Consider the following 26,531-nt stretch of genomic DNA (forward strand, 5'->3'; position numbering starts at 1 on the left):
GTTGGGTGTGGGTGGAATGTTTGAACGGTTGCCAGATTTACAGGGCTGAACGCCCTGTTTTTGCTGGGGTCGAGTGGCCGAAAAAGTAGTTCGGTGCGAATGGAATGCGCTGAACTATGGGCACCGGGGAAATAGGCTGTAGGCCTTATGGTTAAAGGCGTGTGGCGGTTTTGCCCAGTGTGGTCGTGTACGGAATATGGGTGGAAGGAAAGGTAGTGCGGTGCCTTCCAGTGACATTCCAGTGGGTCATTTTTGTAAGTGACTGTATTCATTTAGAAATACCTCAATAGTTCAAACATTCCAGACGCCAAATCTTCTGCTCGCATGCCCTTGGTCAAATCGCAGGCAAGGCTTCGCCATGGGCGTAAACGCCCAGGTATTCAGGTGTGGCTAGGGGGTCTTGAAGATCCAGCAGTTGATGGTGCGACGTTCGAGTTTGGAGTAGGCCTTGCGCGTCTCGACGAAGGTGTAGGTGGTGCTTTGCGGCAAGGCGCGTTGCAGTTGGGCGCGGGTGAGGACTTCCTGGCCGGCTTTGCGGCAGGCCTCTTGGAAGTGCTCGATGTTGATGGCCACAACGCCGCGTTCGTTGGAGTGGTTGAGGGTTTGGTGTTTTTCTTCGCGGGTGCCGTCGCTGTCGGTGATGGTGACCACGCGTTCGTTAAGGTAGTGGTAGATCTGCCAGAAGGCTGCGGCATCGGCGTTCTCGCTGCCGAGGCGGCGCTGGCGGGCCATGGCGCGTTGTTCCAGGTGCTTGGCCAAGTGTTCGGTGTCGGCGTCGGTCCAGGCCGGGAACAGGGCCTGAGTGGCGTAGGCAGCGGCCAGCACTTGGGCGTGGCACAACACGATGCGCGCCTCGGTGATGGTCGCGACACTTTGCAGGCGCTGTTCGCAGTGAGGGAACGCTTCGAAGTAGTGCGCAAGCCACTGTTGTTCGCAGGCCAGGCAGCGGCGCAGGTAGCCGCCCAGTGTCTTGGCCTTCATGTTTTTGAGGCGATCGGCGCGGGGCTTGAGGGCCAGCGAGTGGTGGTCCTTGGTGGCGTGCAGTTCGACGATACGCGACAGGATGGCGCGAGAGCCTTCGACGCTTTGGTTTTGCGAGATGCCGATGGCGCCCCGGAAGTGGGTGGCGCGGGTCTCGTTGCCGGTGCTTTTGACGCCGGTGACGCGCAGCGTGGCGTGGTAGTCGAACAGCCTTTTGAATTCGTCCCAGTTGAACTGCACGACGATTTTGCGGCCCTGGCTGTCGGTTTGTTCTTTGTCGGATTCGATCAGGATCACGGGGAGGTTGCTGACTTCGCCGAAGCTGCGCGCCAGGCCGACCAGGCTGGCCCCGGCGCCGCCGGGCTGGATGCCTTCGAAGTTCTCGCGGCCGGTGAGCCGCCACAGGAAGCGCAGCAGCGACGACTTGCCCGCCCCCGGTTTGCCGGTGAATTCCAGGAAGGGAAACGACACTTGCTGCTCGCCGATCTGCTGGATGAAGTAGGTGGCCGTCCACCATGACAGTAGCGCCAGGCCGTTAAGCCCGTTGACCGCCAGGAAGTCCTCGAACCATTCCGGGTCGAAGTCTTGGCCGCGCTCGATCTTGAAGTTGCCCAGGGAGGTTTTGATGCCGTTGCCGGCGATGTCGATGAAACCGTGGTCGTTGACTGGCAGTTCTTTGCCTTGGTGAAAGCCGAAGGTGGGGTAGCAATAAAGGCCAGTGGTTTCGTCGTAGCCCACGAACGGCAGGCTGCGCACGGTACGCACCGGGCGGTGTTCGTCGTTGAGCCATTTGTCGCGCAGGCTGGCCAGCACCGGTTCACCGCCTTCGAAGTTGCCGCCGGGGGTTTGTTCCAGCAGTGAGCGGGCGAAGCTTCTAGGGTCGGCGATGGCGTTGGGGGCCAGCGGCGCCTTGCAGCTGCGCGATTTGTCGGGGAAGCGGAAGTCGAAGAAGTAGCGTTGCTCGTTGGTGATGATGTCCTTTTCCAGGTATTCCAGGTTGGGGATGCAGTTGGCGACCTGCCGAATTTTGACGTGCTTGGCGAAGGTCTCGCGGTTGCCTTCGACTTTGTCTTCACCCAAGTCGTCGTGCAGGTCGCGCTGGGCCACCTTGGCGGAGTAGAGGCGGTTGCGGAACTCCATCAGGTAGAAGCCTTTTGGGCGGCGCAGGTAGAGAAGGTAGGCGAGTTTGCCGGTGCTGTCGGCGGTGAACAGGCGGCCTTGGTATTCGGCCTCGGCCATGAAGGCGGCGTCGAGTTGGCCGTCGCGGTAGACGTCGTCCCAGTCGCGGGTGCCGGCGAGGGCGACCCAGGCGATTTCGTTTTGCTCGCGCAGTTGGCGCAGGTATTTGGTGGTCATGGTGTGCCCGGCCGGGTCGTCGTCCAGGGCGATGACCCAGGTGATGGATTTGCCTTTGTTGGCCTCCACCAGGTCCCAGGGGAAGTTGTTGGCCGAGATGGAGGCGATGGCCTTGTAGCCCGCCAGGTGCAGCGCGATGGCGTGGAAGATGCCTTCGACGATGTAGATGCGGTCGCTTTTGTTGATGGCCATGCCTGGCGGCAGCCAGCCGTTGCCCAGGTAGGTCATTCCCTTTTTGATGCCGGCTTTTACGCCGTCGTTGGCCGTCACGGCAGTGGCGTCGATCAAGCGCTCCCAGTGGCCGTTGCAGAGGGGGAAGCGGACTGTGTCGGCCCACTGGCCGTCTTTGAGTTTTCGTCGACCTTGGGTGTAGCAGCCCTTCAATTTGCTGATGTCGAAGCCGCGGTTGCGCTGCAGGTAGGCGTCAGCCGTAGCGTTGGGGTTGGCTTCGGTTTTGGGGAAGCGCTGGCTGAGGTTTTCGAACAGGTGGCGGTAGCGTTCGCGGGTTTTTTCCTCGTATTGGCAGTTGTTGAGGCGGTTGCATTTGAGCTGGTAGGGCTGGGCGAGGGCGATGTAGAGGGTGCGTTCGCCGCATTTGGGGCAGGTGCCCTTTTGCATGTATTTGGTGTCGATGGTTTCGAAGGCGAGGTCGCGGTCTTCTTGTAGGGCTTGGACGACTTCTTTTAGGTAGATGTCGTCGTAGACCTTTTGGTCGATTTTTTTGCGAAGGGCCATTAGCGCGCTCCGCTCTTTTTGACGATATGGGGCAGAACGCGCTGCGCCTGTTCAGCGGCCTCGATGGCGATGTGGACCATGTTGATCAGCACCGCCGATTTGGAGCCCGGTTTTTTTGGCCGGATCAGGTAGTGACCTTGCTCAATCTCTTTTCTGATAGCCGTATCGGATTGTCCGGAACGTCGGGCGTATTCGCCGACTGTTACGTATGGCGTGTCGATGTTTATTTGCATTCTGTTAACCTCCCACTCGCAAATATAGGGGAAATAAAGTACCTATATAGGAACTCAATCATGGTTCCTAAATAGGAACCTGTCAAGAGGAGAGTGGGCATGGATTTGTCGGTGAAGCTCAAAGCCATTCGACGGCTGGAAGGGTTGACGCAGCAGGAGTTCTGCACGCTGGTGGATATCAGCATCAGCAGTTACAAAAAGTATGAAACTGATCTGTTTGAGATGGGGTACGGGGTGCTGTGTAAGGTGCTCTCGAATCCACGGTTTACCAAATACACCCTTTGGTTGATGACTGGTCACACTGCTGTGGAGTGTGGGCAAGTCAGTGCGGTGTAGGTATGCCGATCATTAAGCTCGAGGACGGGCGCTATAAAGTCGATATCAGGCCGTTGGGACGTGGCGGGGCGAGGGTCAGGAAGGTTTTTCGCACCAAGAACGAAGCGATGGCGTACGAAAATACAGTCATGGGGCAGGGGGCAATCGGGGAGTTTCAGAAGAAGAAAAAGCGTGATGAGCGGCGCTTATCTACGTTGGTCACCCTGTGGTTTGACCTTCACGGGCAAACGCTCAAGCGGGGTGAAGAGCGTAGGCGAGCGTTGGAGAGCATGGCGCAGCGAATGGGGGATCCGCTTGCATGTGAATTTAATACCTCCCATTTCAGCACCTATCGTGCCGAGCGCCTGGCTGGGAAGTTTACCCGCGAGACGATCGGCAGTGGTCGTAAAAAGGGTGAGGATGCGAAGCCGGTTGGCGCCAATACGTTGAACCACGAATTGGCTTATCTGCGAGCGGTGTTCAATGAGCTGAGCCGGCTGGGAGAGTGGGAAGGGGATAATCCCGTCCACAAGGTGCGAGCCTTGAAGTTCGATGAAACGGAAATGGCGTACCTTGAGGCCGAGCAGATTTTCCCGTTGCTGGCCGATCTGGATAATCGGTCGGTTGCTGCTGGGGTGGTTGCCAGGATCTGTTTGGCAACTGGGGCTCGCTGGTCTGAGGCAGAGGGTCTAACCAGTCGGCAGGTGAAGGGTGGGCGCATTCATTTTGTCCGCACCAAGTCATCAAAGAGCCGCACTGTACCGATTTCCGAAAAACTGCAGAAGCAGATCAAGGCGGCGCTGCCGTTTGGGGACTGCTACAAGAAGTTTGGCGAATCGGTCGAGGCGGTGAAGCTGGATCTTCCTGCGGGTCAGTTGACCCATGTGCTGCGGCATACCTTCGCGAGTCATTACATGATGAATGGCGGAGACATCCTCACGTTGCAGCGCGTGCTTGGTCATGCCTCGCTGGCGATGACGATGAAGTACGCGCATTTCAGTCCAGGGCATTTGGCTGAGGTGGTGGTGTTGAATCCGTTGGCTGCTGTTTTGGCTGCAAGGAAGGGCGCGGGTGGAATGTCGCAGCGTTTGCCGGTGAGCGCCGAAGCTGATCACTTTTGCGAGTCGGCAAATTTGCCTTAGGTTGGCGGCGAAGCGCTGTCGGAGCTGGCAGCTGCGTCTTAAATGTCAGGATCGGGTTTGAGGCAAGCGGGCCTCGATTTTTAAGTGTGGACACTTTTTGGGCATTTCGGCCAATACGACGCCCGAAATTTTTCGTGTTTCCCAAACCCCAGAAACCACAAAGCCCCGCATTGCGGGGCTTCGAGATATGGTGCCGGCACCAGGAGTCGAACCCGGGACCTACTGATTACAAGTCAGTTGCTCTACCAACTGAGCTATACCGGCGTGTTAGGGCGACGATTATAGCGATTGGCAAGGTTCTGTAAACCCCTGAATTCTGACTATTTTTGCAGAACCCACGCTTTTTCCACGCTCGCCCCTTTTTCCAGCTGGCGAGTGTAGGATTTCTCCCTTGCCACCGAAGGGCCTACCCCGGCAAAAATCTTCTCCAAACCCAAGGATGCCCCACGTGAAACGGACTCTCTCGCTGTCCCTCATCCTCCTCACTGTCGCGCTCGCTGCGTGTTCGTCCAACAAACCCGCCAACGACCCGGCGCTGGTGGGCACCTGGAAAGGTCTGCGCACCGAAACCGGTAAATGTCAGTTCCTGTCGTGGACCAACACCCTCAAGCCCGACGGTCGTTTTGTGATTACCTTCTACCGCGATGCACAGCAGACCAAGGTGATCCAGACCGAGCAGGGTTCGTGGTCGGCGGCCAATGGCAGGAATGAGTTGCGTACCGACGGCGTGCGTTCGCCGGATGTGTACACCTATAAGCTGCTGGACGCAGACACGGTGCATTACGTGAGTGTGGCGTCGGATCCGACCAGCGATTGCCAGGATGACTACGCGTTCACCGAGCGTCGTGTGCGCTAAGCCTTCAGAAACGCTCCGAAACCGGGCACTCAGGTGCCCGGTTCGCGCAAGCCTCAACTGCCTTCTGCGCAGTTATCTGCGAACTTTTTGTAGTCCAATACCTGTTTCTGCCCGTGGGAATCCAGGTAGGTCATGTGCGCATTCACGATCCCACACGCTCCGTTTGTGTCTTCGACAGTGGTCAGCACGCGCTGGATATCCAGCTTGGGCTGTACGTCGGCGTGGGCGTTGACGGCAAAAGCCAGCAGGCTGACGGCGATCAAGGTGTTCCAGTTCATGGTAGGTATCCTCCGGGTTCAACAAGTGGGTGTGGGCTTATTGAGCGCCCTGGAGGTATCTGCACTGTGTCATGCGGCGCGGGTTTTGCTTCGTTGTGTAGCGAGGCCGTGACTGCATACACAGCGATACACGGGCGGTGGCTTTATGGACCATTTGGATCGACCGCTCAGCCGGTTTTCCCTTGAATACAGGTGCGGTTTCCGTATTCTGTGCCGCGATATAAACCGTCAGTTTTATCGCGGTTCCTTGTAGGCAAATTTCCGAGACAATGTAGGGCAATTGAAAATCTGTTGAAGCGTATGTCAGTTTTGTGCCGTTTCTGTCCACTCGGCCAACTTTTTTTGCGAAATAATGATGCAAGTTCATGTTCTTACAGCGAATGGCGTTTTCTCTATAAAATCGTCATAAAAATGGCGTTAAGCCGTTCGTCGGATAGATTTGAACTAAAATCATCAAAATACTGACACCATCAATGTGATATCACAGAATGCGCCCGACACCACATAACTAGAAAAATACGAGGTCAGCTCATTGCTGGCCTTTTTATCGCCTTTTAAAGCGCAAATCAGGTGGGGGGGCAGTGAGTGAGTCGGGCAGATGATATTTCAAAGCTATTCAACAAGCTGGGTGCCAACCCGAGCGGCTATCGCGAGATCGACTTTGTCCATGAGTTCATCGAGGACGAAATAGAGGTCCTGGAAGCCCCCGCAGTCACTCACGCTCCCCCTGTGATCGAAGCACCCTCGGCGCCGCTGCTGCGCCTGCTGGAGGAACTGAGCCAAGGTGAAGCCGACCACCTGCAGCCGCCCGAAGTGGTGGAAGGGCGGGACGGCCAGGTGTACTCCGAGCAATCCAGCCCTAAAGTCGTAGTGTTGGTCTCGGTCAAGGGTGGCGTTGGCCGCAGTACCCTGGCCGCCGCGATTGCCAGCGGTCTGCAGCGCCAGGGCCGCCCGGCGCTGGCCCTGGACCTGGACCCGCAAAACGCCCTGCGCCACCACCTGTGCCTGGGCCTGGACATGCCCGGCGTCGGCGCCACCAGCCTGCTCAACGAAAGCTGGGCCGCCCTGCCCGAGCGCGGTTTTGCCGGTTGCCGGCTGGTGGCATTCGGTGCCACTGACCACGAGCAACAGCACAGCCTCAATCGCTGGTTGGGCCAGGACAGCGAGTGGCTCGGCAAGCGATTGTCCGGCCTCAGGTTGAGCGGCCAGGACACCGTGATCATCGACGTCCCCGCCGGCAACACCGTCTACCTCAGCCAGGCCCTGTCGGTCGCCGACGCTGTGCTGGTGGTCGTACAGCCGGACGTGGCCTCGTTCAGCACACTCGACCAGATGGACAGCCTGCTGGCGCCGCACCTCAAGCGCGCCAAACCGCCACAACGCTTCTACGTGATCAACCAGCTGGACGGTGCCCACCGCTTCAGCCTGGACATGGCCGAGGTGTTCAAGACCCGTCTGGGCGCTGCGTTGTTGGGGACTGTCCACCGTGACCCCGCGTTCAGCGAAGCCCAGGCCTACGGGCGTGACCCCCTCGACCCAACCGTCAACAGTATCGGCAGCCAGGACGTCCACGCCCTGTGCCGCACCTTGCTCGAACACATCGACTCGGACCTTCCATGACCGACACTACGTCCTCCACGCCCTTCGTCGAAGGGCACGCCGAACAGCGCCTCAATGACGCCATCGCGCGCTTCAATCGGTGGCCTGCGGCGCTGCGTACGGTGCTGGTTGTCGCCAGTTGCGTGCTCGGCGCGCTGCTGTTGCTGGGCATTATCAGCGCGCCGCTCGATCTCTACAGCCAATGCCTGTTCGCCGGCGTGTGCTTCCTCGCGGTGCTGGTGCTGCGCAAGATCCCGGGGCGCCTGGCGATCCTCGCGCTGGTGGTGCTGTCGCTGGTGGCGTCGTTGCGCTACATGTTCTGGCGCCTCACCTCCACCCTCGGCTTTGAAACCTGGCTCGACATGTTCTTCGGCTACGGCCTGGTCGCGGCCGAGTTCTACGCCCTGGTCGTGCTCATCTTCGGCTACGTGCAAACCGCCTGGCCGCTGCGCCGCACGCCGGTATGGCTCAAGACCGAGCCGGAGGAGTGGCCGACGGTCGACGTGTTCATTCCCACCTATAACGAAGCGCTGAGCATCGTAAAACTGACCATCTTCGCCGCCCAGGCGATGGACTGGCCCAAGGACAAGCTGCGCGTCCACGTGCTCGATGACGGCCGTCGCGACGACTTCCGCGACTTCTGCCGCAAGGTCGGGGTGAACTACATCCGCCGCGACAACAACTTCCACGCCAAGGCCGGTAACCTCAACGAAGCGTTGAAAGTCACCGACGGCGAATACATCGCGCTGTTCGACGCCGACCACGTGCCGACGCGTTCCTTCCTGCAAGTGAGCCTGGGCTGGTTCCTCAAGGACCCGAAGCTGGCGATGCTGCAAACGCCGCACTTCTTCTTTTCGCCGGACCCGTTCGAAAAGAACCTCGATACCTTTCGCGCCGTGCCCAACGAGGGTGAGCTGTTCTACGGCCTGGTGCAGGACGGCAACGACTTGTGGAACGCCACGTTCTTCTGCGGCTCCTGCGCCGTCATCCGCCGTGAGCCGCTGCTGGAAATCGGCGGCGTGGCCATCGAGACGGTGACCGAAGACGCCCACACCGCGCTCAAGCTCAACCGCCTGGGCTACAACACCGCTTACCTGGCTATCCCGCAGGCCGCGGGCCTGGCCACCGAAAGCCTGTCGCGCCATATCAACCAGCGGATTCGCTGGGCGCGAGGCATGGCGCAGATTTTCCGCACCGATAACCCGCTGCTGGGCAAAGGCCTGAAGTGGGGGCAGCGCATCTGCTATGCCAACGCCATGCTGCACTTCTTTTATGGGTTGCCGCGCTTGGTGTTCCTCACCGCGCCACTGGCCTACCTGATTTTCGGCGCCGAGATTTTCCACGCCTCGGCGCTGATGATCGTCGCCTACGTGCTGCCGCACCTGGTGCACTCCAGCCTGACCAACTCACGGATCCAGGGGCGTTTCCGTCACTCGTTCTGGAACGAGGTGTACGAGACCGTACTGGCCTGGTACATCCTGCCGCCGGTGCTGGTCGCGCTGGTCAACCCCAAGGCGGGTGGCTTCAACGTCACCGACAAGGGCGGCATCATCGACAAGCAGTTCTTCGACTGGAAACTCGCCCGCCCGTACCTGGTGTTGTTGGCGGTGAACCTGGTCGGCCTGGGCTTCGGTATCCACCAGTTGGTCTGGGGCGATGCGTCCACAGCCGTGACGGTGGCGATCAACCTGACCTGGACCCTCTACAACCTGATCATCACCAGTGCCGCCGTGGCCGTGGCCTCGGAAGCGCGTCAGGTACGTTCCGAGCCACGGGTCAGCGCCAAGCTGCCGGTGAGCATCATTTGTGCCGACGGCCGTGTGCTGGACGGCACTACCCAGGACTTCTCGCAAAACGGCTTCGGCCTGATGCTCAGCGATGGGCACTCGATCACCCGTGGCGAACGCGTGCAACTGGTGCTGTCGCGCAACGGCCAGGACAGCCTGTTCGATGCGCGCGTGGTGTTCAGCAAGGGCGCGCAGATCGGCGCCCAGTTCGAACCCCTCAGCCTGCGCCAGCAAAGCGAACTGGTACGCCTGACCTTCTCCCGTGCCGATACCTGGGCCGCGAGTTGGGGCGCCGGCCAGCCGGACACACCGTTGGCGGCCCTGCGCGAAGTCGGCGCTATCGGCATCGGCGGTCTGTTCACCCTCGGCCGCGCCACCCTGCACGAACTGCGTCTGGCCTTGAGCCGCACCCCCACAAAACCGCTAGATACGCTGATGGACAAGCCATGACCTCGAAGATATTCGCTCGCCCTCATCCGCGCCGTGCACTCGCGCTGATGATCGCCTCGCTGATGGGCCTCAACACCCTGGCGCAAGCTGCCGAGCAAGCGGCTGCCACCGTGCCGGTACAAAGCACCGATAACGGCTACAGCCTGACGCTCAAGCAGTTGGGCCGTCGCGACACCATGAACCTGCAAGGCGTGGAGTCGTCCGACAGCGTCAACTTCGATATCCGTGCCGATGAAGTGGTGAAGGGCGCGCAACTGCTGCTCAAGTACAGCTACTCGCCGGCGCTGCTGGCGGACCTGTCGCAGATCAACGTGCTGGTCAACGGCGAAGTCGCCGCCAGCCTGGCGCTGCCTAAAGAAGGCGCGGGCACCCCGCAAGAGCAACTGGTGCAGATCCCGCCGAAGTTGATCACCGAGTTCAACCGCCTGAGCCTGCAGTTCATCGGCCACTACACCATGTCCTGCGAAGACCCGTTGCACAGCAGCCTGTGGGCCAAGATCAGCAACAGCAGCGAGCTGAAAGTGCAGGTCGAGCCGATCGTGCTCAAAGACGACCTGGCGGTGCTGCCGCTGCCGTTCTTCGACAAGCGCGACGCTCGCCAGGTGAGCCTGCCGTTCGTGTTTGCCACCGCGCCGGACAGCGCCGCACTGGAAGCCGCTGGCGCCTTGTCGTCGTGGATCGGCGGCCTCGCCAGCTACCGGGGCGCGACCTTCCCGACCACCCTCGGCGAGCTGCCGGCCAAAGGCAACGCCATCGTGCTGGTGCAAACCGCCGACGCGATGGACGTGCACGGTGTGGCCATCGCCAAGCCGACCGGCCCGACGCTGACCCTTATCGCCAACCCCAACGACGCCAACGGCAAGCTGCTGATCGTCACCGGGCGTGACGGCGAAGAGCTCAAGCGCGCCGCCAACGCGGTGGTGCTGGGCAACCCGGTGCTGGCCGGTAACAGCGTGGTCATCACCAAGCTCGACACCCTGGCACCGCGCCGCCCGTACGATGCGCCGAACTGGCTGCCGAGCAACCGCCCGGTACGCCTGGGCGAACTGATCGAACAGCAGAAACTCAGCGTGTCGGGCTACAACCCGGGCGCCATCAGCGTCGACATGCGCCTGCCGCCCGACCTGTTCAACTGGCGTGAAGAGGGCGTGCCGCTCAAGGTCAAATACCGCTACACGCCGCAGCAAGTGTCGACCAACTCCTCCCTGTTGATCGGCCTGAATGACCAGTTCATGAAGTCCGTGGCGTTGCCGTCGGTGGCCAACCTGGGCGGCGGCCAGACCCTGCTCGACCAGTTGAAGAAAGACGAAAGCCTGCCGCGTGAAGTGACCACGCTGTTGCCGATCAGCTCAGCATCGCCCAAATCCAAGCTGCAGCTGCGCTTCATGTACGACTACATCAAGGAAGGCGAATGCCGCGACATCATCGTCGACAACATGCGCGGTTCCATCGACCCGGATTCGACCCTCGACGTCACCGGCTACCAGCACTACATCGCCATGCCTAACCTGGGCGTGTTCAACGACTCTGGCTTCCCGTTCACCCGTCTGGCCGACCTGTCGGAATCCGCCGTGGTCATGCCCGACAACTACGGCACCGACGAGTTGACCGCCTACCTGACCGTGCTCGGTCGCTTCGGCGAAGCCACCGGCTACCCGGCCACCGCCGTCAAAGTGGTACAGGCCAAGGACGTGCAGAGCGTTGCCGACAAAGACCTGCTGGTACTTGCCACCGCCGCCAACCAGCCGTTGCTCAAGCAGTGGCAGCAATACCTGCCGGCGACCAGTGATGGCGAACAGCACCACTTCCTGCTGTCCGACCTGCCGCGTTATGTGCGCAGCTGGATCAGCCCCGACCCGGCGGCCAACCAGCATCCGGCCAACACCGGCATTACGTTCAAGGGCCTGAGCAACAGCACCTGGCTGGCCGGTTTCCAATCGCCGCTCAAATCGGGCCGCAGCGTGGTGCTGATCGCCAGCAACCAGCCGCAGGGCCTGCTGGAAGCCACCTCGGCGCTGATCGGCGGTGACGACTACAAAGACTCGATCCAGGGCAGCCTGGCCGTGGTGCAGGGCACAACCATCAGCTCGCTGGTCGGTGACGAGCAGTACTACGTCGGCAAGCTCAACTACTTCAAACTCATGCAGTGGCAACTGTCACAGAACCTGGGCTGGATGCTGTTGATCACCTTCCTCGGCCTGGCCGTGGTGACCAGCCTGGTCTACCTGTCGCTGCGCGCACGTGCAAAACGGCGGTTGGCATGAGCCTGCTCAAGCGTATGGCCCTGGCGACACTGGGCGCGATGATGTTCGCCGGCGGCGCCCAGGCGCAGACCTGTGACTGGCTGCTGTGGCAGAACTACGCCAAGCGCTTCGTGCAGGACGACGGCCGGGTGCTGAACTCGTCCATGAAGCCCACCGAGAGCAGTTCGGAAGGGCAGTCCTATGCGATGTTCTTCGCCCTGGTCGGCAACGATCGCGCGAGCTTCGACAAGCTGTGGACCTGGACCAAGGCCAACATGTCGGGCTCCGACATCGGCCAGAATCTGCCGGGTTGGTTGTGGGGTAAAAAAGCCGATAACACCTGGGGCGTGATCGACCAGAACTCCGCCAGCGACGCGGACTTGTGGATGGCCTACGCCTTGCTCGAAGCGGCCCGCGTGTGGAATGCACCGCAGTACCGCGCCGACGCACAGCTGTTGTTGGCCAACGTCGAACGCAACCTGATCGTGCGTGTGCCGGGCCTGGGCAAGATGCTGTTGCCGGGGCCTGTCGGCTATGTGCATCCGGGTGGCTTGTGGCGTTTCAACCCGAGCTACCAGGTGCTTGCGCAACTGCGTCGCTTCCAGAAAGAACGGCCGAACGGCGGCTGGAACGAAGTCGCCGAAAGCAATGCGCGGATGCTTGCCGACAGCGCCAGCAACCCCCATGGCCTTGCGGCCAACTGGGTTGGTTACCGCGCCACCAGCGCCAACACCGGGGTGTTCGTGGTCGATCCGTTCTCCGATGACCTGGGCAGCTACGATGCAATCCGCACGTATATGTGGGCCGGCATGACCGCCAAGGGCGATCCTTTGGCAGCGGCGATGCTCAAGTCGCTGGGGGGTATTTCCCGTGCGACGGCGGCGTCGGTCACCGGCTTCCCGCCGGAAAAAATCCACGTACTGACCGGCGAAGCCGAGAAAAACAACGGCTATACGCCGATGGGCTTCTCGGCCGCTACCTTGGCCTTCTTCCAGGCCCGCGGCGAAACCGCCCTGGCGCAATTGCAAAAAGCCAAGGTCGACGACGCGCTCAATAAAGCCCTGGCGCCCTCGGCGCCCGACAGTGCGCAGCCGATCTACTACGACTACATGCTCAGCCTGTTCGGCCAGGGCTTCGCCGATCAGAAGTACCGGTTTGAACAAGACGGTACGGTCAAACTTTCCTGGGAGGCAGCATGCGCCGTCACACGCTAGCCATTGCGATTCTCGCTGCCCTGGCTTCCACCGCCAGCCTCGCTGAAACCAGCGACCCACAGTCCTTGCTGATCGAGCAGGGCTACTACTGGCAGTCGAAAAAGAACCCCGAGCGCGCCCTGGAAACCTGGCAGAAACTCTTGAACCTGGCCCCGGAGCAACCGGACGCGTTGTACGGCATCGGTTTGATCCAGGTGCAGCAGAACCGCCCGGCCGAAGCCCGGAAGTACCTGGCCCGCTTGCAGGCGCTGAGCCCGGTGCCGCGCCAGGCGTTGCAGCTGGAGCAGGACATCACCGTGGCGGTGCCGGACAACGCCAGGTTGCTGGAGCAGGCCCGCGAGTTGGGTGAACCCGAGGACGAGCGCGAAAAGGCCGTGGCCCTGTACCGCCAGATTTTCCAGGGTCGCCAGCCCCAAGGCCTGATCGCCCGTGAGTACTACAACACCCTGGGTTTCACCGCCAAGGGCACCAATGAAGCCATCGCCGGCTTGCAGCGTTTGTCCCGTGAGCGGCCGAACGACCCGATCGTTGCGCTGTTCCTGGCCAAGCACCTGGCGCGTAACCCCGCCACGCGGCCGGACGGCATCCGGGCGCTGGCCAAGCTGGCACCGAACAACGACGTGGGCGGCAACGCCGATGAAACCTGGCGCTTTGCGCTGATCTGGCTCGGCCCGCCGAAGCCGGACCAGGTGGCGTTGTTCCAGCAATTCCTGACCGCGCACCCGGATGACACCGAGATCCGCGCCATCATGGAAAAAGGCATCGCCCAAGGCAAAGGCGGTGGTGCCTGGCAGCGTGATCCGCAGATGACCAAGGCCTTCAAGGCCCTGGACGATGGCGACCTGAAAACCGCCGAGCCCCTGCTGGCAGCGCGCCTCGCGCAAAAATCCAACGACGTCGATGCCCTCGGCGGCATGGGCGTGTTGCGTCAGCAGCAGGAACGCTACGGCGAAGCGGAAAACTACCTGGTTCAAGCCACGCGCTTGCCCGGTGGTGCGGCCTGGCAGTCGGCCTTGAACGATGTGCGCTACTGGAACCTGATCAGCCAGAGCCGTGACGCTCAGCGCGCCGGTCGCAGCGCCCAGGCCCGCGACTTGGTGGCCCAGGCCGAGCGCCTGAACCCGGGCCAGCCCGGCGCGGCTGTCGCATTGGCGGGCTTCCAGGCCCAGGACAATCAGTTCGAGGAAGCCGAAGCCGGCTACCGCAAGGTGCTGGCCCGTCACCCTGGCGACCCGGATGCCTTGAGCGGCTTGATCAACGTGTTGTCCCAGTCGGGCCAGCCGGATGAGGCCTTGAAGCTGATCGACTCGGTGTCGCCGGCCCAGCGCGCCAAGTTCGCGCCGAGCGTGAAAATCAACGCGCTGCGGGCGACTCAGGTCGGCAAGCTGGCCGAGCAACGTGGCGATTTGAAAGGTGCGCAAGCCGCTTACCGACAGGCGCTCGACGCTGACCCGGAAAACCCCTGGACGCGCTTTGCCCTGGCACGCATGTACCTGCGTGACGGCCAGATCCGCGCTGCCCGTGCCTTGATTGACGGCTTGCTCAAGACCCAACCCAACCAGCCGGACGCGCTGTACACCAGCACCCTGCTGTCGGCGGAATTGAGCGAATGGAAGCAGGCCGAAGCGACCTTGGGACGTATCCCCATGGCGCAGCGCACCGCCGACATGAACGAACTGGCGACCGATATCGCGCTGCACCAGCAGACCGACATCGCCATCGAGACCGCCCGCCGTGGCCAACGCCCGGAAGCCCTGGCGTTGCTGGGGCGTTCCGAACCGCTGACCCGCAAGAAACCCGAGCGCGTGGCCGTGCTGGCCGCCGCCTATGTGGAAGTGGGCGCTGCGCAGTACGGCCTGGACATGATGCAGAAGGTGGTGGAGAACAATCCCAACCCGACGGTCGACCAGAAGCTGCTGTACGCCAACGTGCTGCTCAAGGCCAACAAATACAGCGCGGCGGGTGAGATCCTGCGCGAAGTGCAAGGCCAGCCGCTGACCGAGACCGGGCGCCAGCGCTACGACGATTTGATCTACCTGTACCGGGTCAAGCAGGCCGACGCCCTGCGTGAGAAAAACGACCTGGTGGCCGCCTACGACATGCTGTCACCGGCCCTGGCCCAGCGCCCGAACGATGCCTTGGGTGTCGGCGCCCTGGCGCGCATGTATGCCGACAGCGGCAACGGCAAAAAGGCTATGGAGCTGTATGCGCCGTTGATCCAGCAGAACCCCGACAATGCACGTCTGCAACTGGGCCTGGCGAACATCGCCCTGAAAGGTCGCGACCGTGACCTGGCACAACGCGCCACTGACAAGGCGTTGGCGCTGGAGCCGGGTAACCCGGAGATCCTCACCTCGGCGGCCGGTGTCTACCAAGGCCTGGGCAAAAACAGCGAAGCCGCTGAACTGCTGCGCAGGGCCCTGGTGATCGAGAACGCGATGAAGGCCAGGACCCAGGTGGCCCAGGCCGGCACCGAAGCCAAGTCGTCGAACCCGTTCGTGGGCTTGCCCGGCCAGCGTCGCCAGGTCACCGACCTGACCATCGCCGGTGCGGTGCCACCACCGATCGATGCGCCGACCAACAGCGTGACCTCCAACGCATTTGCGAGTGCAACGTCCAACGACCTGAGCGATCCGTTTGTTCCGCCGTCGAAAATCGCCTCCATCGACAGCCCCGAGCTGAGCCCGGCGCGTCGTGCGCTGGACACCATCCTGCGCGACCGTACCGGTTATGTGGTGCAAGGCTTGAGCGCGCGCAGCAACAACGGCGAAAAAGGCTTGAGCAAACTCACCGATATCGAAGCGCCGTTTGAAGCGCGCATGCCGGTCGGCGATAACACCGTGGCGCTGCGAGTGACGCCGGTGCATTTGAGTGCCGGCAGTGTCAGCGATGACGCTGCATCACGCTTTGGCGGCGGCAAAGCCACCTCACCCCGCACCCAGAACGCGACCGGTGTGGGCTTGGCCGTGGCTTTCGAGAACCCGGATGAAGGCCTCAAGGCCGACGTCGGCGTCAGCCCACTGGGCTTCCTCTACAACACCATCGTCGGTGGGGTGAGCGTGTCGCGTCCGTTCGAGGCCAATTCGAATTTCCGTTATGGCGCGAATATCTCGCGGCGCCCGGTCACCGACAGCGTCACGTCCTTCGCCGGTTCCAAAGACGGTGATGGCTATAAATGGGGCGGTGTGACCGCCAACGGCGGGCGGGGTGAGTTGAGCTACGACAACCAGAAGCTGGGCGTCTACGGTTACGGCTCCCTGCACCAACTGATGGGTAACCACGTTGACGACAACACTCGCATGGAGCTGGGCAGCGGCATCTACTGGTACCTGCGCAATAACCCGCAGGACACGCTGACCCTGGGTGTCAGTGCCTCGGCGCTGAGCTTCAAGGAAAACCAGGACTTCTACACCTATGGCAACGGCGGCTACTTCAGCCCGCAGCGTTTCTTCTCCCTGGGTGTGCCGATCCGGTGGGCGCAGAGCTTCGATCGCTTCAGCTACCAGGTAAAAAGTTCGGTGGGTGTGCAGTATATCGGCCAAGATAGCGCGGACTTTTTCCCGGGCCACAAAGACCTGGGTACCCAGGAGTACAAAAGCTCGGACAAAACCGGCATCGGCTACAGCTTCAATGCCGCCGCCGAATATCGCCTCAGCTCGCGCTTCTACCTGGGTGGCGAGATCGGTGTCGACAACGCCCAGGACTACCGCCAGTACGCCGGTAATGCTTACCTGCGCTACTTGTTCGAAGACCTGAGCGGGCCGATGCCCTTGCCGGTCAGCCCTTACCGTTCCCCTTATTCCAACTGATTAAATCGGAGTCATTCATGCCTGTTTCTGCGATTGCCGGCCTGACCATGCTGGTATTGGGCGAAAGTCATATGAGCTTTCCCGATTCGTTGCTCAACCCGCTGCAAGACAACCTCACCCAGCAAGGCGCGGTGGTTCACTCCATCGGTGCGTGCGGTGCCGGCGCGGCGGATTGGGTGGTGCCGAAAAAAGTCGAGTGCGGCGGCGAGCGCATGCCCACCGGCAAGGCTGTGATCTATGGCAAGAACGCCATGAGCACCACGCCGATCAAAGACCTGATCGCCAAGGACAAGCCCGACGTGGTTGTGTTGATCATCGGCGACACCATGGGCTCCTACACCAACCCGGTGTTCCCCAAAGCCTGGGCCTGGAAAAGCGTGACCTCGCTGACCAAGGAAATCGCCGCCACCGGCACCAAGTGCGTGTGGGTCGGCCCGCCATGGGGCAAGGTCGGTTCGCAGTACAAGAAGGACGACACCCGCACCAAGCTGATGTCGTCGTTCCTGGCCAGCAACGTGGCGCCGTGCACTTACATCGACTCGCTGACCTTCTCCAAGCCGGGCGAGTGGATCACCACCGACGGCCAGCACTTCACCATCGACGGCTACCAGAAGTGGGCCAAGGCGATCGGGACAGCCTTGGGTAACCTGCCGCCATCGGCCTACGGTAAAGGAAGCAAATAATGAAGCGAATGACCCTGGGCCTGGCGACCTTGCTCGCCAGCGTCAGCGCCTACAGTGCCGACATCCCGCTGTATCCGACCGGTCCGGAGCAAGACGCAGCGTTCCTGCGTTTTGCCAACGGCACCCCGGGCGAATTGAAGCTGGTGGCGGACGGTTCCAAGGCCAGCTTGGTCCTGAGCGGCGACAAAGCCGTGTCGGCGTTCCTGCCGGTGGTCGGCGGCGACAAGCCGATCAAGGGCGTCTTGAGCGGCGGCGGCAAAAACGCGGATTTCTCGGTGAACGTCGCGCCGGGTGAGTTCGCCACAGTGGTCGCATTGGTCGACGCCAAGGGTGCCACGCGCCAGCTGGTGGTGCGCGAAGTGCCGGACGACTTTAATGCGCTCAAGGCCTCCCTGGCCTTCATCAACGCCGACGCCAGCTGCGCCGACGCCAGCCTGGAAGCCGTTGCGCAAAAGGCCGAGTTGTTCAAGAAGGTCGCTGAAGGTGCGGTGCAGCGGCGCATGATCAACCCGGTGGAACTGTCGGTGCAGCTCAAATGCGCCGGCGCGCCGGTCGGTCAGCCGCTGGCGTTCACGCTCAAGGCGGGCGAGCGCTACAGCGTATTGGCCGTTCCTTCAGATAAAGGCTCGAAGTTGCTGTTCGCCTCTGACGCACTCGCTAACTGATCGGGCCCGACACCACCATGGTCTTTGCCTCACTCGAATTCCTCACGCTGTTCCTGCCGGCCTTCCTGTTGATCTACGCGCTGGCTCGTCCGAGCTGGCGCAACGTCATCCTGCTGATCGGCAGCTGGCTGTTCTACGGCTGGTTGAGCCCGTTGTTCCTGTTGCTGCACATGGTGTTGACCGTGGTGGCATGGGTCGGCGGCTTGCTGGTGGACCGCTCCCGTGAGGACGGCAAAGGCCGGGTGCGCCTGTTGATCGCATTGATCGTGTTCAACACGGCGGTGCTGTGTTGGTACAAGTACGCCAACATCGTCGCCGGCACGGTGAGCGAGGTGATCACCTGGTACGGCGCGATGCCGCTGGACTGGCAGCGTGTGGCCTTGCCGGCCGGCTTGTCGTTCATCGTGTTGCAGGCGATTTCCTACCTGGTGGATGTGCACCGGCATACGGTGCCGGTGGAACGCAGCTTCATCAACTACGCCACCTATATCTCGATGTTCGGGCACTCGATTGCCGGCCCGATCATCCGTTACGACTGGGTTCGCCGCGAGCTGAACCAGCGGTATTTCAACTGGGCGAATTTCTCCCTGGGCGCGCGACGCTTCATGATCGGCATGGGCATGAAAGTGCTGGTGGCCGACACCCTGTCGCCGCTGGTGGACATCGCCTTCCACCTGGAACACCCCAGCCTGGTGGACGCCTGGATCGGTTGCCTGGCGTATTCGCTGCAACTGTTCTTCGACTTCGCCGGCTACAGCGCCATGGCCATCGGCCTGGGCCTGATGCTGGGCTTCCACTTCCCGGAAAACTTCAATCGGCCGTACCTGGCCAGCAGCATCCAGGATTTCTGGCGGCGCTGGCACTTGTCGTTGTCCAGCTGGTTGCGCGACTACCTGTACATCGCCCTGGGCGGGAACCGCGACGGCGTGTGGCGCACCTATCGCAACCTGTTCCTGACCATGGCGATTGCCGGGTTGTGGCACGGCGGCGACAGCTGGAACTACCTGTTGTGGGGTTCGGCCCATGGCGTGGCGCTGTGTGTCGACCGCGCCTGGTCGCGATCGAGCCTGCCGAGCATTCCGCCGGTGTTGTCGCACGTCCTGACCTTGCTGTTTGTGTGCCTGGCCTGGACCTTGTTCCGCGCGCCGGACTTCCACTCGGCACTGACCATGTACGCCGGCCAGTTCGGCCTGCATGGCATGGCGTTGGGTGACGCGATGGCCGTGGCCATGCGCCCGGCCCATGGCATGGCCGCGCTGTTGGGCCTGGTCTGCATCATCGCGCCAATCTGGCAGGTGCGTTTTGAACAGCGCTTCGGCACCCAACCGTGGTTTGTGCTGGCGGCTTCGCTGTGGCCGGTGGCCGGGTTTGTGTTGTCGTTCGCGCTGATCGCCAGCCGTGACGCCGTACCGTTTCTGTACTTTCAGTTCTAAGGACGCCCGACCATGCCTGCTCCTACCGCGCCGACGCCTCCGAGTGAACTGGCCGTTCGCACCAGCCCCCTGGCGGCCTGGGTGCTGGTGCCCTTCCTGGCGGCGGGGCTGTTGTCATGCGCCTGGCTGATGGTGAAGGGACCGATCAGCTATGTGCCGGCCAAGGTCGACAGCGACATGCTGCTGCACGGCGACCTGACCCACCGTTTTGCCAAGGAACTGGCCAAGGCGCCGATGGCAATCCAGGCCGCCAACCTGGAGCGCGGCGGCAGCTGGCTGGCGTTCGGTGACACCGGGCCGCGGGTACGGCGAGGTTGCCCGGGCTGGCTGTTTATCAGTGATGAACTGCGCATCAACCGGCATGCCGAGGCCAATGCCCAGACCAAGGCCCAGGCGGTGATCGACCTGCAAAAACAACTGGGTCAAAAAGGCATCGACCTGCAAGTGGTGGTGGTGCCGGACAAGAGCCGCATCGCCGCTGCCGAACGCTGTGGCCTGTACCGCCCGGCGGTGCTCGACGGCCGCATTCAGGACTGGACCAAACGGCTGCAAGCTGCCGGCGTTTCCGCGCTGGACCTGACCGACACTTTGAAACCCCTGGGCGCCGAAGCCTACCTGCGCACCGATACCCACTGGAGCGAAATCGGTTCCAACGCCGGCGCACAGGCGCTCGCGCAGCGCATCCAGCAGCGTGGCATCAAGGCCACGCCGGAGCAGACGTTCGATATCACCCAGGCGCCGCTCGCCGTACGCCCGGGAGACCTGGTGCGCCTGGCCGGTCTGGATTGGTTGCCGCCCACGTTGCAGCCGCCGGGGGAGTCGGTCGCGGCCAGCAGCGCCCATGAAACCGGCGGCGCGACCAGCAATGCCGACGACCTGTTTGGCGACGCTGGCCTGCCCAATGTGGCGCTGATCGGCACCTCGTTTTCGCGCAACTCCAACTTTGTCGGCTTCCTGCAAAAAGCCCTGAATGCGCCGGTCGGCAATTTCAGCAAGGACGGGGGCGAGTTCTCGGGGGCGGCCAAGGCCTATTTCGAAAGCCCGGCCTTCAAGCAAACACCGCCCAAGTTATTGATTTGGGAGATTCCGGAGCGGGACCTGCAAACGCCCTACGATGCGATCACGGTTGGTCAGTAATTTGACGATTTTCCGTTTGTCTAAAAAATAGACAGCTTCCTCATCAAAATAATGACACTTTTGCGTGCCTGAAGCAGACTGGCTTGCACTAGGGCGACCACAAAAAGACCTGCGGTAAGCAGTCGTATCAGCTGACCTTTTCACGTCTTTGGGCTTCGCCGTGATGAGGGGTCAGCTATGAGCATTACCAATGGTCTTTTAGCCTTGCTCGGCAAGGACATCTGCCAGGATGAGCGCGGCAAGGAGGCGCGGATGTATTTCTTCGGCAGTATTCCCCGCGCGGATGATGTTGCCGTCAGCCAGGACGCAGACACCGTGCCCCTCAAGCCAAAAGTGGTGGCGCTGGTGTCGATCAATGGCGGCGTCGGCCGCAGTACCCTGGCCACTGCCTTGAGCAGTGGTCTGCAGCGTCAGGGCGAGTCCGTCGTGGCCCTGGACCTGGACCCGCAGAACGCCTTGCATCTTCACTTCGGCGTGAGTCCGGCGTTGCCGGGCATCGGGCGTACCAGCCTGGAACATGGGCCATGGAACCCGCTTCAACAGCTCAGCTTCGCCGGCTGCCAGGTAATCCCCTTTGGCGAAATCGACATCCCACAGCAGGAAAGCCTGGAGCGCTGGCTCAAGCAGGAGCCGCGCTGGCTGGCTCAACACCTGGCAGCCCTCGACTTGAGTGCGCGACAGACAGTGATCATCGACACACCTGCCGGTAACAACATCTACTTCCATCAAGCGCTGAGTGTCGCCGATGTGGTGCTGGTCATTGTGCAGGCAGACGCTGCATGCCTGGGCACCCTCGACCATCTGGATGCACTGCTTGCCCCGCACCTTGAAAGTGGACACGCGCCTCGCGTGCACGTGGTTATCAACCAAGTGGATGAAAGGAATGCTTTCTGCCTGGACATGATCGAGGCCTTTACCCAGAGGCTGGGGAAAGAGGCGCTGCAGGTGCATCGCGACATGCGGATCCATGAAGCGCTGGCTTCTGGTGACGACCCGGTGGAAAGCGCAGAGAAGGGCCTGGCGGGTGACGATATCAACGATCTTTGCCAACTGCTGAAGGCGCCAAACACCCGAGCATAAAGCGCTGGTTATACGCTTGACCCCAGATGCTTATGCACAATCGGTTGGATGCACCTGTCACCCAACAGCCATTTTGTGGAGCGTTTCTCATCACGCTGCAACTGCCTGTTTTGCGTGCATTTTATTTTGTGAACAAAAAATGACCAGTACGGCTTTTGGCCTGTAGCGCAGATGCCTACAAGCTCCGTAAAGAATCCATCAACAGAGTTATCCACAGGCTGCACTGCGACAATTTTGCCCTCTAATCGCGCTGGGCAAGCACCATCAAGTTGCGCGGCGTCAGTGCAGGATCGCAGAAGGTGCCTACGTCGACCTTGTAGCCGTTCTCACCGAGAAACAACGCCCGATCCAGCACCAGCCACACCTCAAGCGGGCGCCGAAACAGACCACGCACCAATTCCAGGTTTCTCACCTCAGCCAGGCGGCGCCAGCCGTGGGCCTCCAGTGCCGCCCAATCCTGTTCACCTGTGGATAACCCTTTGAGGTTCGCCAGCTCCCGGCAGTAATCGGCGAAGGACTTGTCCAGCCAACGGGCAGGCAGGGACGGTGTGGGCAGGTATTCGTCGAGGCCGCGCAGTTCGCGTTGCAGTTGGTCGAAACCCAGGCGCCGTGCCATGGACGTATCGCGTTGCAAGCGCACGCGTTTGCCAGCGGTGACGGTTTCGCTCAGCGGCAGGCCGAGGTCATCGATGGACAGTTGCAGGGTTGAAGCACGGCCTGCGTTGGACAGTGGCTGGTAGGTGTCGGCAGTGATGCGGTTGTAGCAGCATGGCGCCAGCGCCAGCTGCTTGCAGCCGACCGCGCTGGCCAGTTGCAGCAGGCGCACATGCAGGTCGCCACAGGCGTGCAGGGCGACGGGGGTGTGTTCGGCGTGGATCGCCACATCGGCCATCACATCTTGCAAGCGATGGGTGGCGGACAGGCCATGGTGATCGCTCAAGGCCTGGCCTGCCGCGATCAGTGCCGGGTCGTATTCCAGGCAGGTCAGGGCCTGATCGGCTTGCAACAGCCGGCGACCCAGGTGGCCCTTGCCTGAACACCAGTCCAGCCAGTGTGTGGGGGCTTGCGCAAACTGCAGCGCACTGCCGAAGGCTTCAATCTGTTCCCACTTGCGGCCCGGAACATCGACGTTCAGGCGGTGACGAGCAGGAGCCAGGGGTTGCGTCGGTAACTTATCCACAGCACTGAGCGCGCGAGCGTGCGCGGCGAGTTGCGCAAAAGGCGCCGGTGCCGGCAGGTCATGGGGGTGGTTGTGACAGGTTTCGGCATCGTCCAGCGAGCGTTGCCGCAGCCACTGGGCGAGTTCGGGGTGCTGGGTTTCCCAGGGCAAGTGCAGATGAGTAAAGGGCCGTGGTTTCCACAGCCCTTGGTGCTCGATCAGGAACGCATCCAGCGCCTGGAAGCGTGCCTCAACGTCCTTGGCAGGCATCGACGCGCAGCCAGCGTTCCAGCAGTTTGAAGGCGCGTACCAGCACGTAGGCCATCAACAGGTAGAACAGGCCCGCAGCGAAGAAAATCTCTACCGGCAAGTAGGTACGGGCAATGATGGTCCGTGCCATGCCGGTCAATTCCAGCAGAGTAACGGTACTGGCCAGGGCGCTGGCCTTGAGCATCAGGATCACTTCGTTGCTGTACGCCGGCAGGCCGATGCGCGAGGCACGCGGCAGGATGATGTAGAACAGCGTCTTCGGCCTGGACATGCCCAGGGCTCGTGCCGCTTCGATCTCGCCGGGCGGGATGGCCTGGATGGCGCCGCGCAGGATCTCGGCGATATAGGCGGCGGTGTGCAGGGTCATGGTGGCGGTGGCGCACCAGAACGGATCGCGCAGGTAGGGCCACATGAAGCTCTCGCGCACTGAATCGAACTGCGCCAGGCCGTAGTACACCAGGAACAACTGCACCAGGAGCGGCGTGCCACGGAAGAAGAAAATATAGGCGTAGGGCAGGGCGCTGACGTACCAGCGGCGCGAGGAACGGGCGATGCCCAGCGGGATCGCCAGCAGCAGGCCGGCGATCACCGCAATGGCCACCAGCTCCAGGGTCAGAATGGCGCCCTGGGCCAACTTGGGCAGCCACTTGATGATCACGGACCAGTTCAGGCCCAGGTCGAAATGCGCCAGCCAGCTGTAGTCGCCGCTCATTGGGTGCTCCTTGCAAAGCCGCGGGCGGCGCGTTTTTCCAGGAAGTGCATGCCGGTCATGGCCAGCACGGTGAGGCCCAGGTACATGAAGGCGGCGACCATGAAGAAGGTGAAGGGCTGCTTGGTGACAGTCACGCCGATCTGCGCATGGCGCATGATTTCTTCCAGGCCGATCACCGATACGAGGGCGGTGTCCTTCATCAGGATCATGAACAGGTTGCCCAGGCCCGGCAGGGCGATGCGCCACATCTGCGGCATGATCAGCCGGGTGAAGATCCGGAACTTGGACAGCCCCAAGGCTACACCCGCTTCACGGTGGCCCTTGGGAATGGCGAGGATCGCGCCACGGAACACTTCGGTCGCGTAGGCGCCAAAGCACAGGCCCAGGGCAATGACCCCGGCGGCGAAGGCACTCAGGGAAAGGTCGGGGTTGCCGAAGAACTCACCGAGGGCACGCATCAGGTTGACCGTGCCGAAGTAAATCAGCAGCACCCACAGCAATTCGGGAATGCCACGCACGATGGTCGAATACGCACCGCCCACCCATTGCAACGGCTTGTACGGCGAAGTCTTGGCCAAGGCCCCGGCAAGGCCGAGCACCAACCCCAGGCACAGGGCCGTGAGCGCCAGTTTGACGGTCATCAGCGCGCCGGCGGCAAGCGCCGGGCCGAATCCGTAGAGATCGAAATTCATGGTGTTTTCATATCGCGGCAGGCATTGCAAAAAGCCGACGCGCTCAGGTGAGCGCGTCGGGCATACCGTTCAGATCATTCGATGCTGAAAGGGAAGTACTTGTCGTTGATCTTCTTGTAGGTGCCGTCTGCCTTGATCTCTGCCAGGGCTTTGTTCAGGCGCTCGCGCAGTGGGTCGCCCTTGCGTACGGCGATACCGATCTTGTCGCTTTCTACAACCGGGTCGCCCTTGAACTCGTAGGCCGAACCGTCTTTGCTCTTGAGCCATTCGTACTGCACGTACTTGTCGGCGAGGATGCCATCCAGGCGACCGGAGGTCAGGTCGAGGTAGGCGTTTTCCTGGGTGTCGTACAGCTTGGCTTCGGTTTCAGGCAGCTTGTCTTCCAGGTAGGTACCGGCCAGCGTCGCGCGTTGTGCACCGATGACCTTGCCTTTCAGGTACGCCGCGTCAGTCTTGAAGTCGGCGGTGGCTTTAGGCGCGATGAATTGCAGCTTGTTGGAGTAGTACGGGTCGGTGAAGTCGACGGCCTGCTTGCGCTCGTCGGTGATCGACAGCGAGGACACCAGGAAGTCGAACTTCTTGGCGTTCAGGGCCGGGATGATGCCGTCCCAGTCGGACACATACACTTCGCACTTCTCGACTTTCATCTTGGCGCACAGGGCGTCGCCGATGTCTTTGTCGAAGCCGACCACGTTGCCGCTCGCGTCTTTGTTGTTGAACGGCGGGTAGGCCGCTTCAATCCCCATTTTCAAGGTTTCTGCCATGGCCGTGGCGCTGAACGCCATCGAGACGGCCGCGGCCAGAAGGAATTTTTTATAGTTCTGCATGCATGTTGCTCCGTTAGCGGTTGCTGGACATGAATTGTTTGCAGCGCGCCGAAAGCGGGTTTTCAAACACCTGCTGTGGCGATCCTTGCTCTTCGACCAGGCCCTGGTGGAGGAACACCACTTCACTGGACACCTGACGGGCGAAGCCCATTTCATGGGTGACCAGCAGCATGGTGCGGCCTTCTTCGGCCAGCGCGCGGATCACATTAAGTACTTCCTGAACCATTTCCGGGTCAAGCGCGGAAGTGGGCTCGTCGAACAGGATGACCTTGGGCTGCATCGCCAGGGTGCGCGCGATGGCGGCCCGTTGTTGCTGGCCGCCGGACAATTGCGCGGGGTAGGCGTGGCGCTTGTCGGCAATGCCGACCTTGTCCAGTAGCGCTTCGGCGACTTCGATGGCTTCGGCCTTGCTTTGGCCGAGCACGCGGCGCGGGGCCTCGATGATGTTGTCGAGGATGCTCATGTGCGGCCACAGGTTAAAGTTTTGAAACACAAAACCGATTTCGCTGCGCAGGCGGTTGATCTGCTTGCCGTCGGCGGCCATCAGTTCGCCGTTTTTCGCGGCCTTGAGCTTGAGTTCTTCGCCGGCCACCAGGATCTGGCCCTGGTGCGGGTTTTCCAGCAGGTTGATGCAGCGCAGGAAGGTGGACTTGCCGGAACCGGAGGAACCCAGGATCGAGATCACATCGCCGTCGCGAGCGGTCAGCGAGATACCTTTGAGTACCTCCAGCTCACCATAGCGTTTATGCAAGTTGCGGATTTCAAGCGCGGGCGTGGCCTCGGCCATGTGGGGTCCTCATTGTGTTCGTTGCAATCCTGCTGTTGGGCCGCCTTCCTGGCGAGGCGCCAAGCTAGCATAGCGTCCTGATGGCAGC

Annotated in this window: 21 protein-coding genes and 1 tRNA gene; 13 read left to right on the forward strand and 9 right to left on the reverse strand. The window is 61.6% G+C overall.

Features of this window, described 5'->3' with window-relative positions; all coding sequences use genetic code 11:
* Positions 1–390: 390 nt before the first annotated feature.
* Both AC3WP7_RS07935 and AC3WP7_RS07940 read right to left on the reverse strand, forming a co-directional pair.
* Entirely contained in the window at positions 391–3,072 is a 2,682-nt protein-coding gene (locus tag AC3WP7_RS07935) for a toprim domain-containing protein (protein WP_102591485.1), read from the reverse strand.
* Positions 3,072–3,305 (reverse strand): hypothetical protein, encoded by a 234-nt coding sequence (locus AC3WP7_RS07940; RefSeq protein ID WP_102591486.1) that lies wholly within the window; start codon positions 3,303–3,305, stop codon positions 3,072–3,074. The genes AC3WP7_RS07935 and AC3WP7_RS07940 overlap by 1 nt, the downstream gene beginning before the upstream one ends.
* Positions 3,306–3,404: 99 nt before the next feature.
* Here AC3WP7_RS07940 and AC3WP7_RS07945 point away from each other — a divergent pair, with 99 nt between their 5' ends.
* Both AC3WP7_RS07945 and AC3WP7_RS07950 read left to right on the forward strand, forming a co-directional pair.
* Positions 3,405–3,641 (forward strand): helix-turn-helix domain-containing protein, encoded by a 237-nt coding sequence (locus AC3WP7_RS07945; protein ID WP_093513510.1) that lies wholly within the window; start codon positions 3,405–3,407, stop codon positions 3,639–3,641.
* 2 nt (positions 3,642–3,643) lie between these two features.
* Positions 3,644–4,762: a phage integrase gene (locus tag AC3WP7_RS07950; protein ID WP_102591487.1), complete on the forward strand. Its 1,119-nt coding sequence runs from the start codon at positions 3,644–3,646 to the stop codon at positions 4,760–4,762.
* A 188-nt stretch (positions 4,763–4,950) separates the two neighbouring features.
* Here the strand turns inward: AC3WP7_RS07950 and AC3WP7_RS07955 are convergent.
* Positions 4,951–5,026: transfer RNA gene (locus AC3WP7_RS07955), tRNA-Thr, on the reverse strand.
* Between the two features lie 184 nt (positions 5,027–5,210).
* Between AC3WP7_RS07955 and AC3WP7_RS07960 the strand changes: the two genes are divergently transcribed.
* Positions 5,211–5,618 (forward strand): hypothetical protein, encoded by a 408-nt coding sequence (locus tag AC3WP7_RS07960; RefSeq protein ID WP_093513508.1) that lies wholly within the window; start codon positions 5,211–5,213, stop codon positions 5,616–5,618.
* A 53-nt stretch (positions 5,619–5,671) separates the two neighbouring features.
* Here AC3WP7_RS07960 and AC3WP7_RS07965 read toward each other — a convergent pair whose 3' ends face one another.
* The gene (locus AC3WP7_RS07965; protein WP_093121538.1) at positions 5,672–5,896 is read right to left on the reverse strand and encodes a DUF2790 domain-containing protein; all 225 of its coding nucleotides are present in this window, start codon (positions 5,894–5,896) and stop codon (positions 5,672–5,674) included.
* A 585-nt stretch (positions 5,897–6,481) separates the two neighbouring features.
* Between AC3WP7_RS07965 and bcsQ (AC3WP7_RS07970) the strand changes: the two genes are divergently transcribed.
* The 10 genes from bcsQ (AC3WP7_RS07970) (at position 6,482) to bcsQ (AC3WP7_RS08015) (ending at position 21,996) form a co-directional block, all read left to right on the forward strand.
* Positions 6,482–7,516, forward strand: coding sequence for a cellulose biosynthesis protein BcsQ (gene bcsQ, locus AC3WP7_RS07970; RefSeq protein ID WP_371917380.1), 1,035 nt, complete (start codon positions 6,482–6,484; stop codon positions 7,514–7,516).
* On the forward strand, positions 7,513–9,732 hold the full coding sequence (gene bcsA, locus AC3WP7_RS07975; RefSeq protein ID WP_092246227.1) for a UDP-forming cellulose synthase catalytic subunit: 2,220 nt from the start codon (positions 7,513–7,515) through the stop codon (positions 9,730–9,732). Before bcsQ (AC3WP7_RS07970) ends, bcsA begins: the two co-directional genes overlap by 4 nt.
* Positions 9,729–11,996 carry a cellulose biosynthesis cyclic di-GMP-binding regulatory protein BcsB gene (bcsB, locus tag AC3WP7_RS07980; protein ID WP_092246230.1) on the forward strand — a complete coding sequence of 756 codons (2,268 nt, stop codon included), beginning with the start codon at positions 9,729–9,731 and terminating at the stop codon, positions 11,994–11,996. The genes bcsA and bcsB overlap by 4 nt, the downstream gene beginning before the upstream one ends.
* On the forward strand, positions 11,993–13,189 hold the full coding sequence (gene bcsZ, locus AC3WP7_RS07985; RefSeq protein WP_102591488.1) for a cellulose synthase complex periplasmic endoglucanase BcsZ: 1,197 nt from the start codon (positions 11,993–11,995) through the stop codon (positions 13,187–13,189). Before bcsB ends, bcsZ begins: the two co-directional genes overlap by 4 nt.
* Positions 13,171–16,998 (forward strand): cellulose biosynthesis protein BcsC, encoded by a 3,828-nt coding sequence (locus AC3WP7_RS07990; RefSeq protein ID WP_102591489.1) that lies wholly within the window; start codon positions 13,171–13,173, stop codon positions 16,996–16,998. The genes bcsZ and AC3WP7_RS07990 overlap by 19 nt, the downstream gene beginning before the upstream one ends.
* A gap of 17 nt (positions 16,999–17,015) precedes the next feature.
* Positions 17,016–17,681 (forward strand): SGNH/GDSL hydrolase family protein, encoded by a 666-nt coding sequence (locus AC3WP7_RS07995; protein WP_071492442.1) that lies wholly within the window; start codon positions 17,016–17,018, stop codon positions 17,679–17,681.
* Positions 17,681–18,346: a cell division protein FtsQ gene (locus AC3WP7_RS08000; RefSeq protein WP_102591490.1), complete on the forward strand. Its 666-nt coding sequence runs from the start codon at positions 17,681–17,683 to the stop codon at positions 18,344–18,346. The genes AC3WP7_RS07995 and AC3WP7_RS08000 overlap by 1 nt, the downstream gene beginning before the upstream one ends.
* Before the next feature lie 17 nt (positions 18,347–18,363).
* Positions 18,364–19,779, forward strand: coding sequence for an MBOAT family O-acyltransferase (locus AC3WP7_RS08005; protein ID WP_102591491.1), 1,416 nt, complete (start codon positions 18,364–18,366; stop codon positions 19,777–19,779).
* A 12-nt stretch (positions 19,780–19,791) separates the two neighbouring features.
* Positions 19,792–20,916 carry an alginate O-acetyltransferase AlgX-related protein gene (locus AC3WP7_RS08010; RefSeq protein WP_093513502.1) on the forward strand — a complete coding sequence of 375 codons (1,125 nt, stop codon included), beginning with the start codon at positions 19,792–19,794 and terminating at the stop codon, positions 20,914–20,916.
* 177 nt (positions 20,917–21,093) lie between these two features.
* Positions 21,094–21,996, forward strand: coding sequence for a cellulose biosynthesis protein BcsQ (gene bcsQ, locus AC3WP7_RS08015; RefSeq protein ID WP_102591492.1), 903 nt, complete (start codon positions 21,094–21,096; stop codon positions 21,994–21,996).
* A 241-nt stretch (positions 21,997–22,237) separates the two neighbouring features.
* Here the strand turns inward: bcsQ (AC3WP7_RS08015) and AC3WP7_RS08020 are convergent, their stop codons facing one another.
* The 5 genes from AC3WP7_RS08020 to AC3WP7_RS08040 form a co-directional block, all read right to left on the reverse strand.
* Positions 22,238–23,425: a methyltransferase gene (locus AC3WP7_RS08020; RefSeq protein WP_092246251.1), complete on the reverse strand. Its 1,188-nt coding sequence runs from the start codon at positions 23,423–23,425 to the stop codon at positions 22,238–22,240.
* Positions 23,406–24,095, reverse strand: coding sequence for an ABC transporter permease (locus tag AC3WP7_RS08025; protein WP_092246670.1), 690 nt, complete (start codon positions 24,093–24,095; stop codon positions 23,406–23,408). The genes AC3WP7_RS08020 and AC3WP7_RS08025 overlap by 20 nt, the downstream gene beginning before the upstream one ends.
* Positions 24,096–24,133: 38 nt before the next feature.
* Positions 24,134–24,829 (reverse strand): ABC transporter permease, encoded by a 696-nt coding sequence (locus AC3WP7_RS08030; RefSeq protein WP_016979103.1) that lies wholly within the window; start codon positions 24,827–24,829, stop codon positions 24,134–24,136.
* A 74-nt stretch (positions 24,830–24,903) separates the two neighbouring features.
* Positions 24,904–25,656 (reverse strand): ABC transporter substrate-binding protein, encoded by a 753-nt coding sequence (locus tag AC3WP7_RS08035; protein ID WP_071492436.1) that lies wholly within the window; start codon positions 25,654–25,656, stop codon positions 24,904–24,906.
* A 13-nt stretch (positions 25,657–25,669) separates the two neighbouring features.
* Positions 25,670–26,443, reverse strand: a complete 774-nt coding sequence (locus AC3WP7_RS08040) for an ABC transporter ATP-binding protein (protein ID WP_012721734.1) — start codon at positions 26,441–26,443, stop codon at positions 25,670–25,672.
* Positions 26,444–26,531 lie beyond the last annotated feature (88 nt).

This window comes from Pseudomonas sp. FW305-3-2-15-C-LB1, assembly GCF_058787615.1.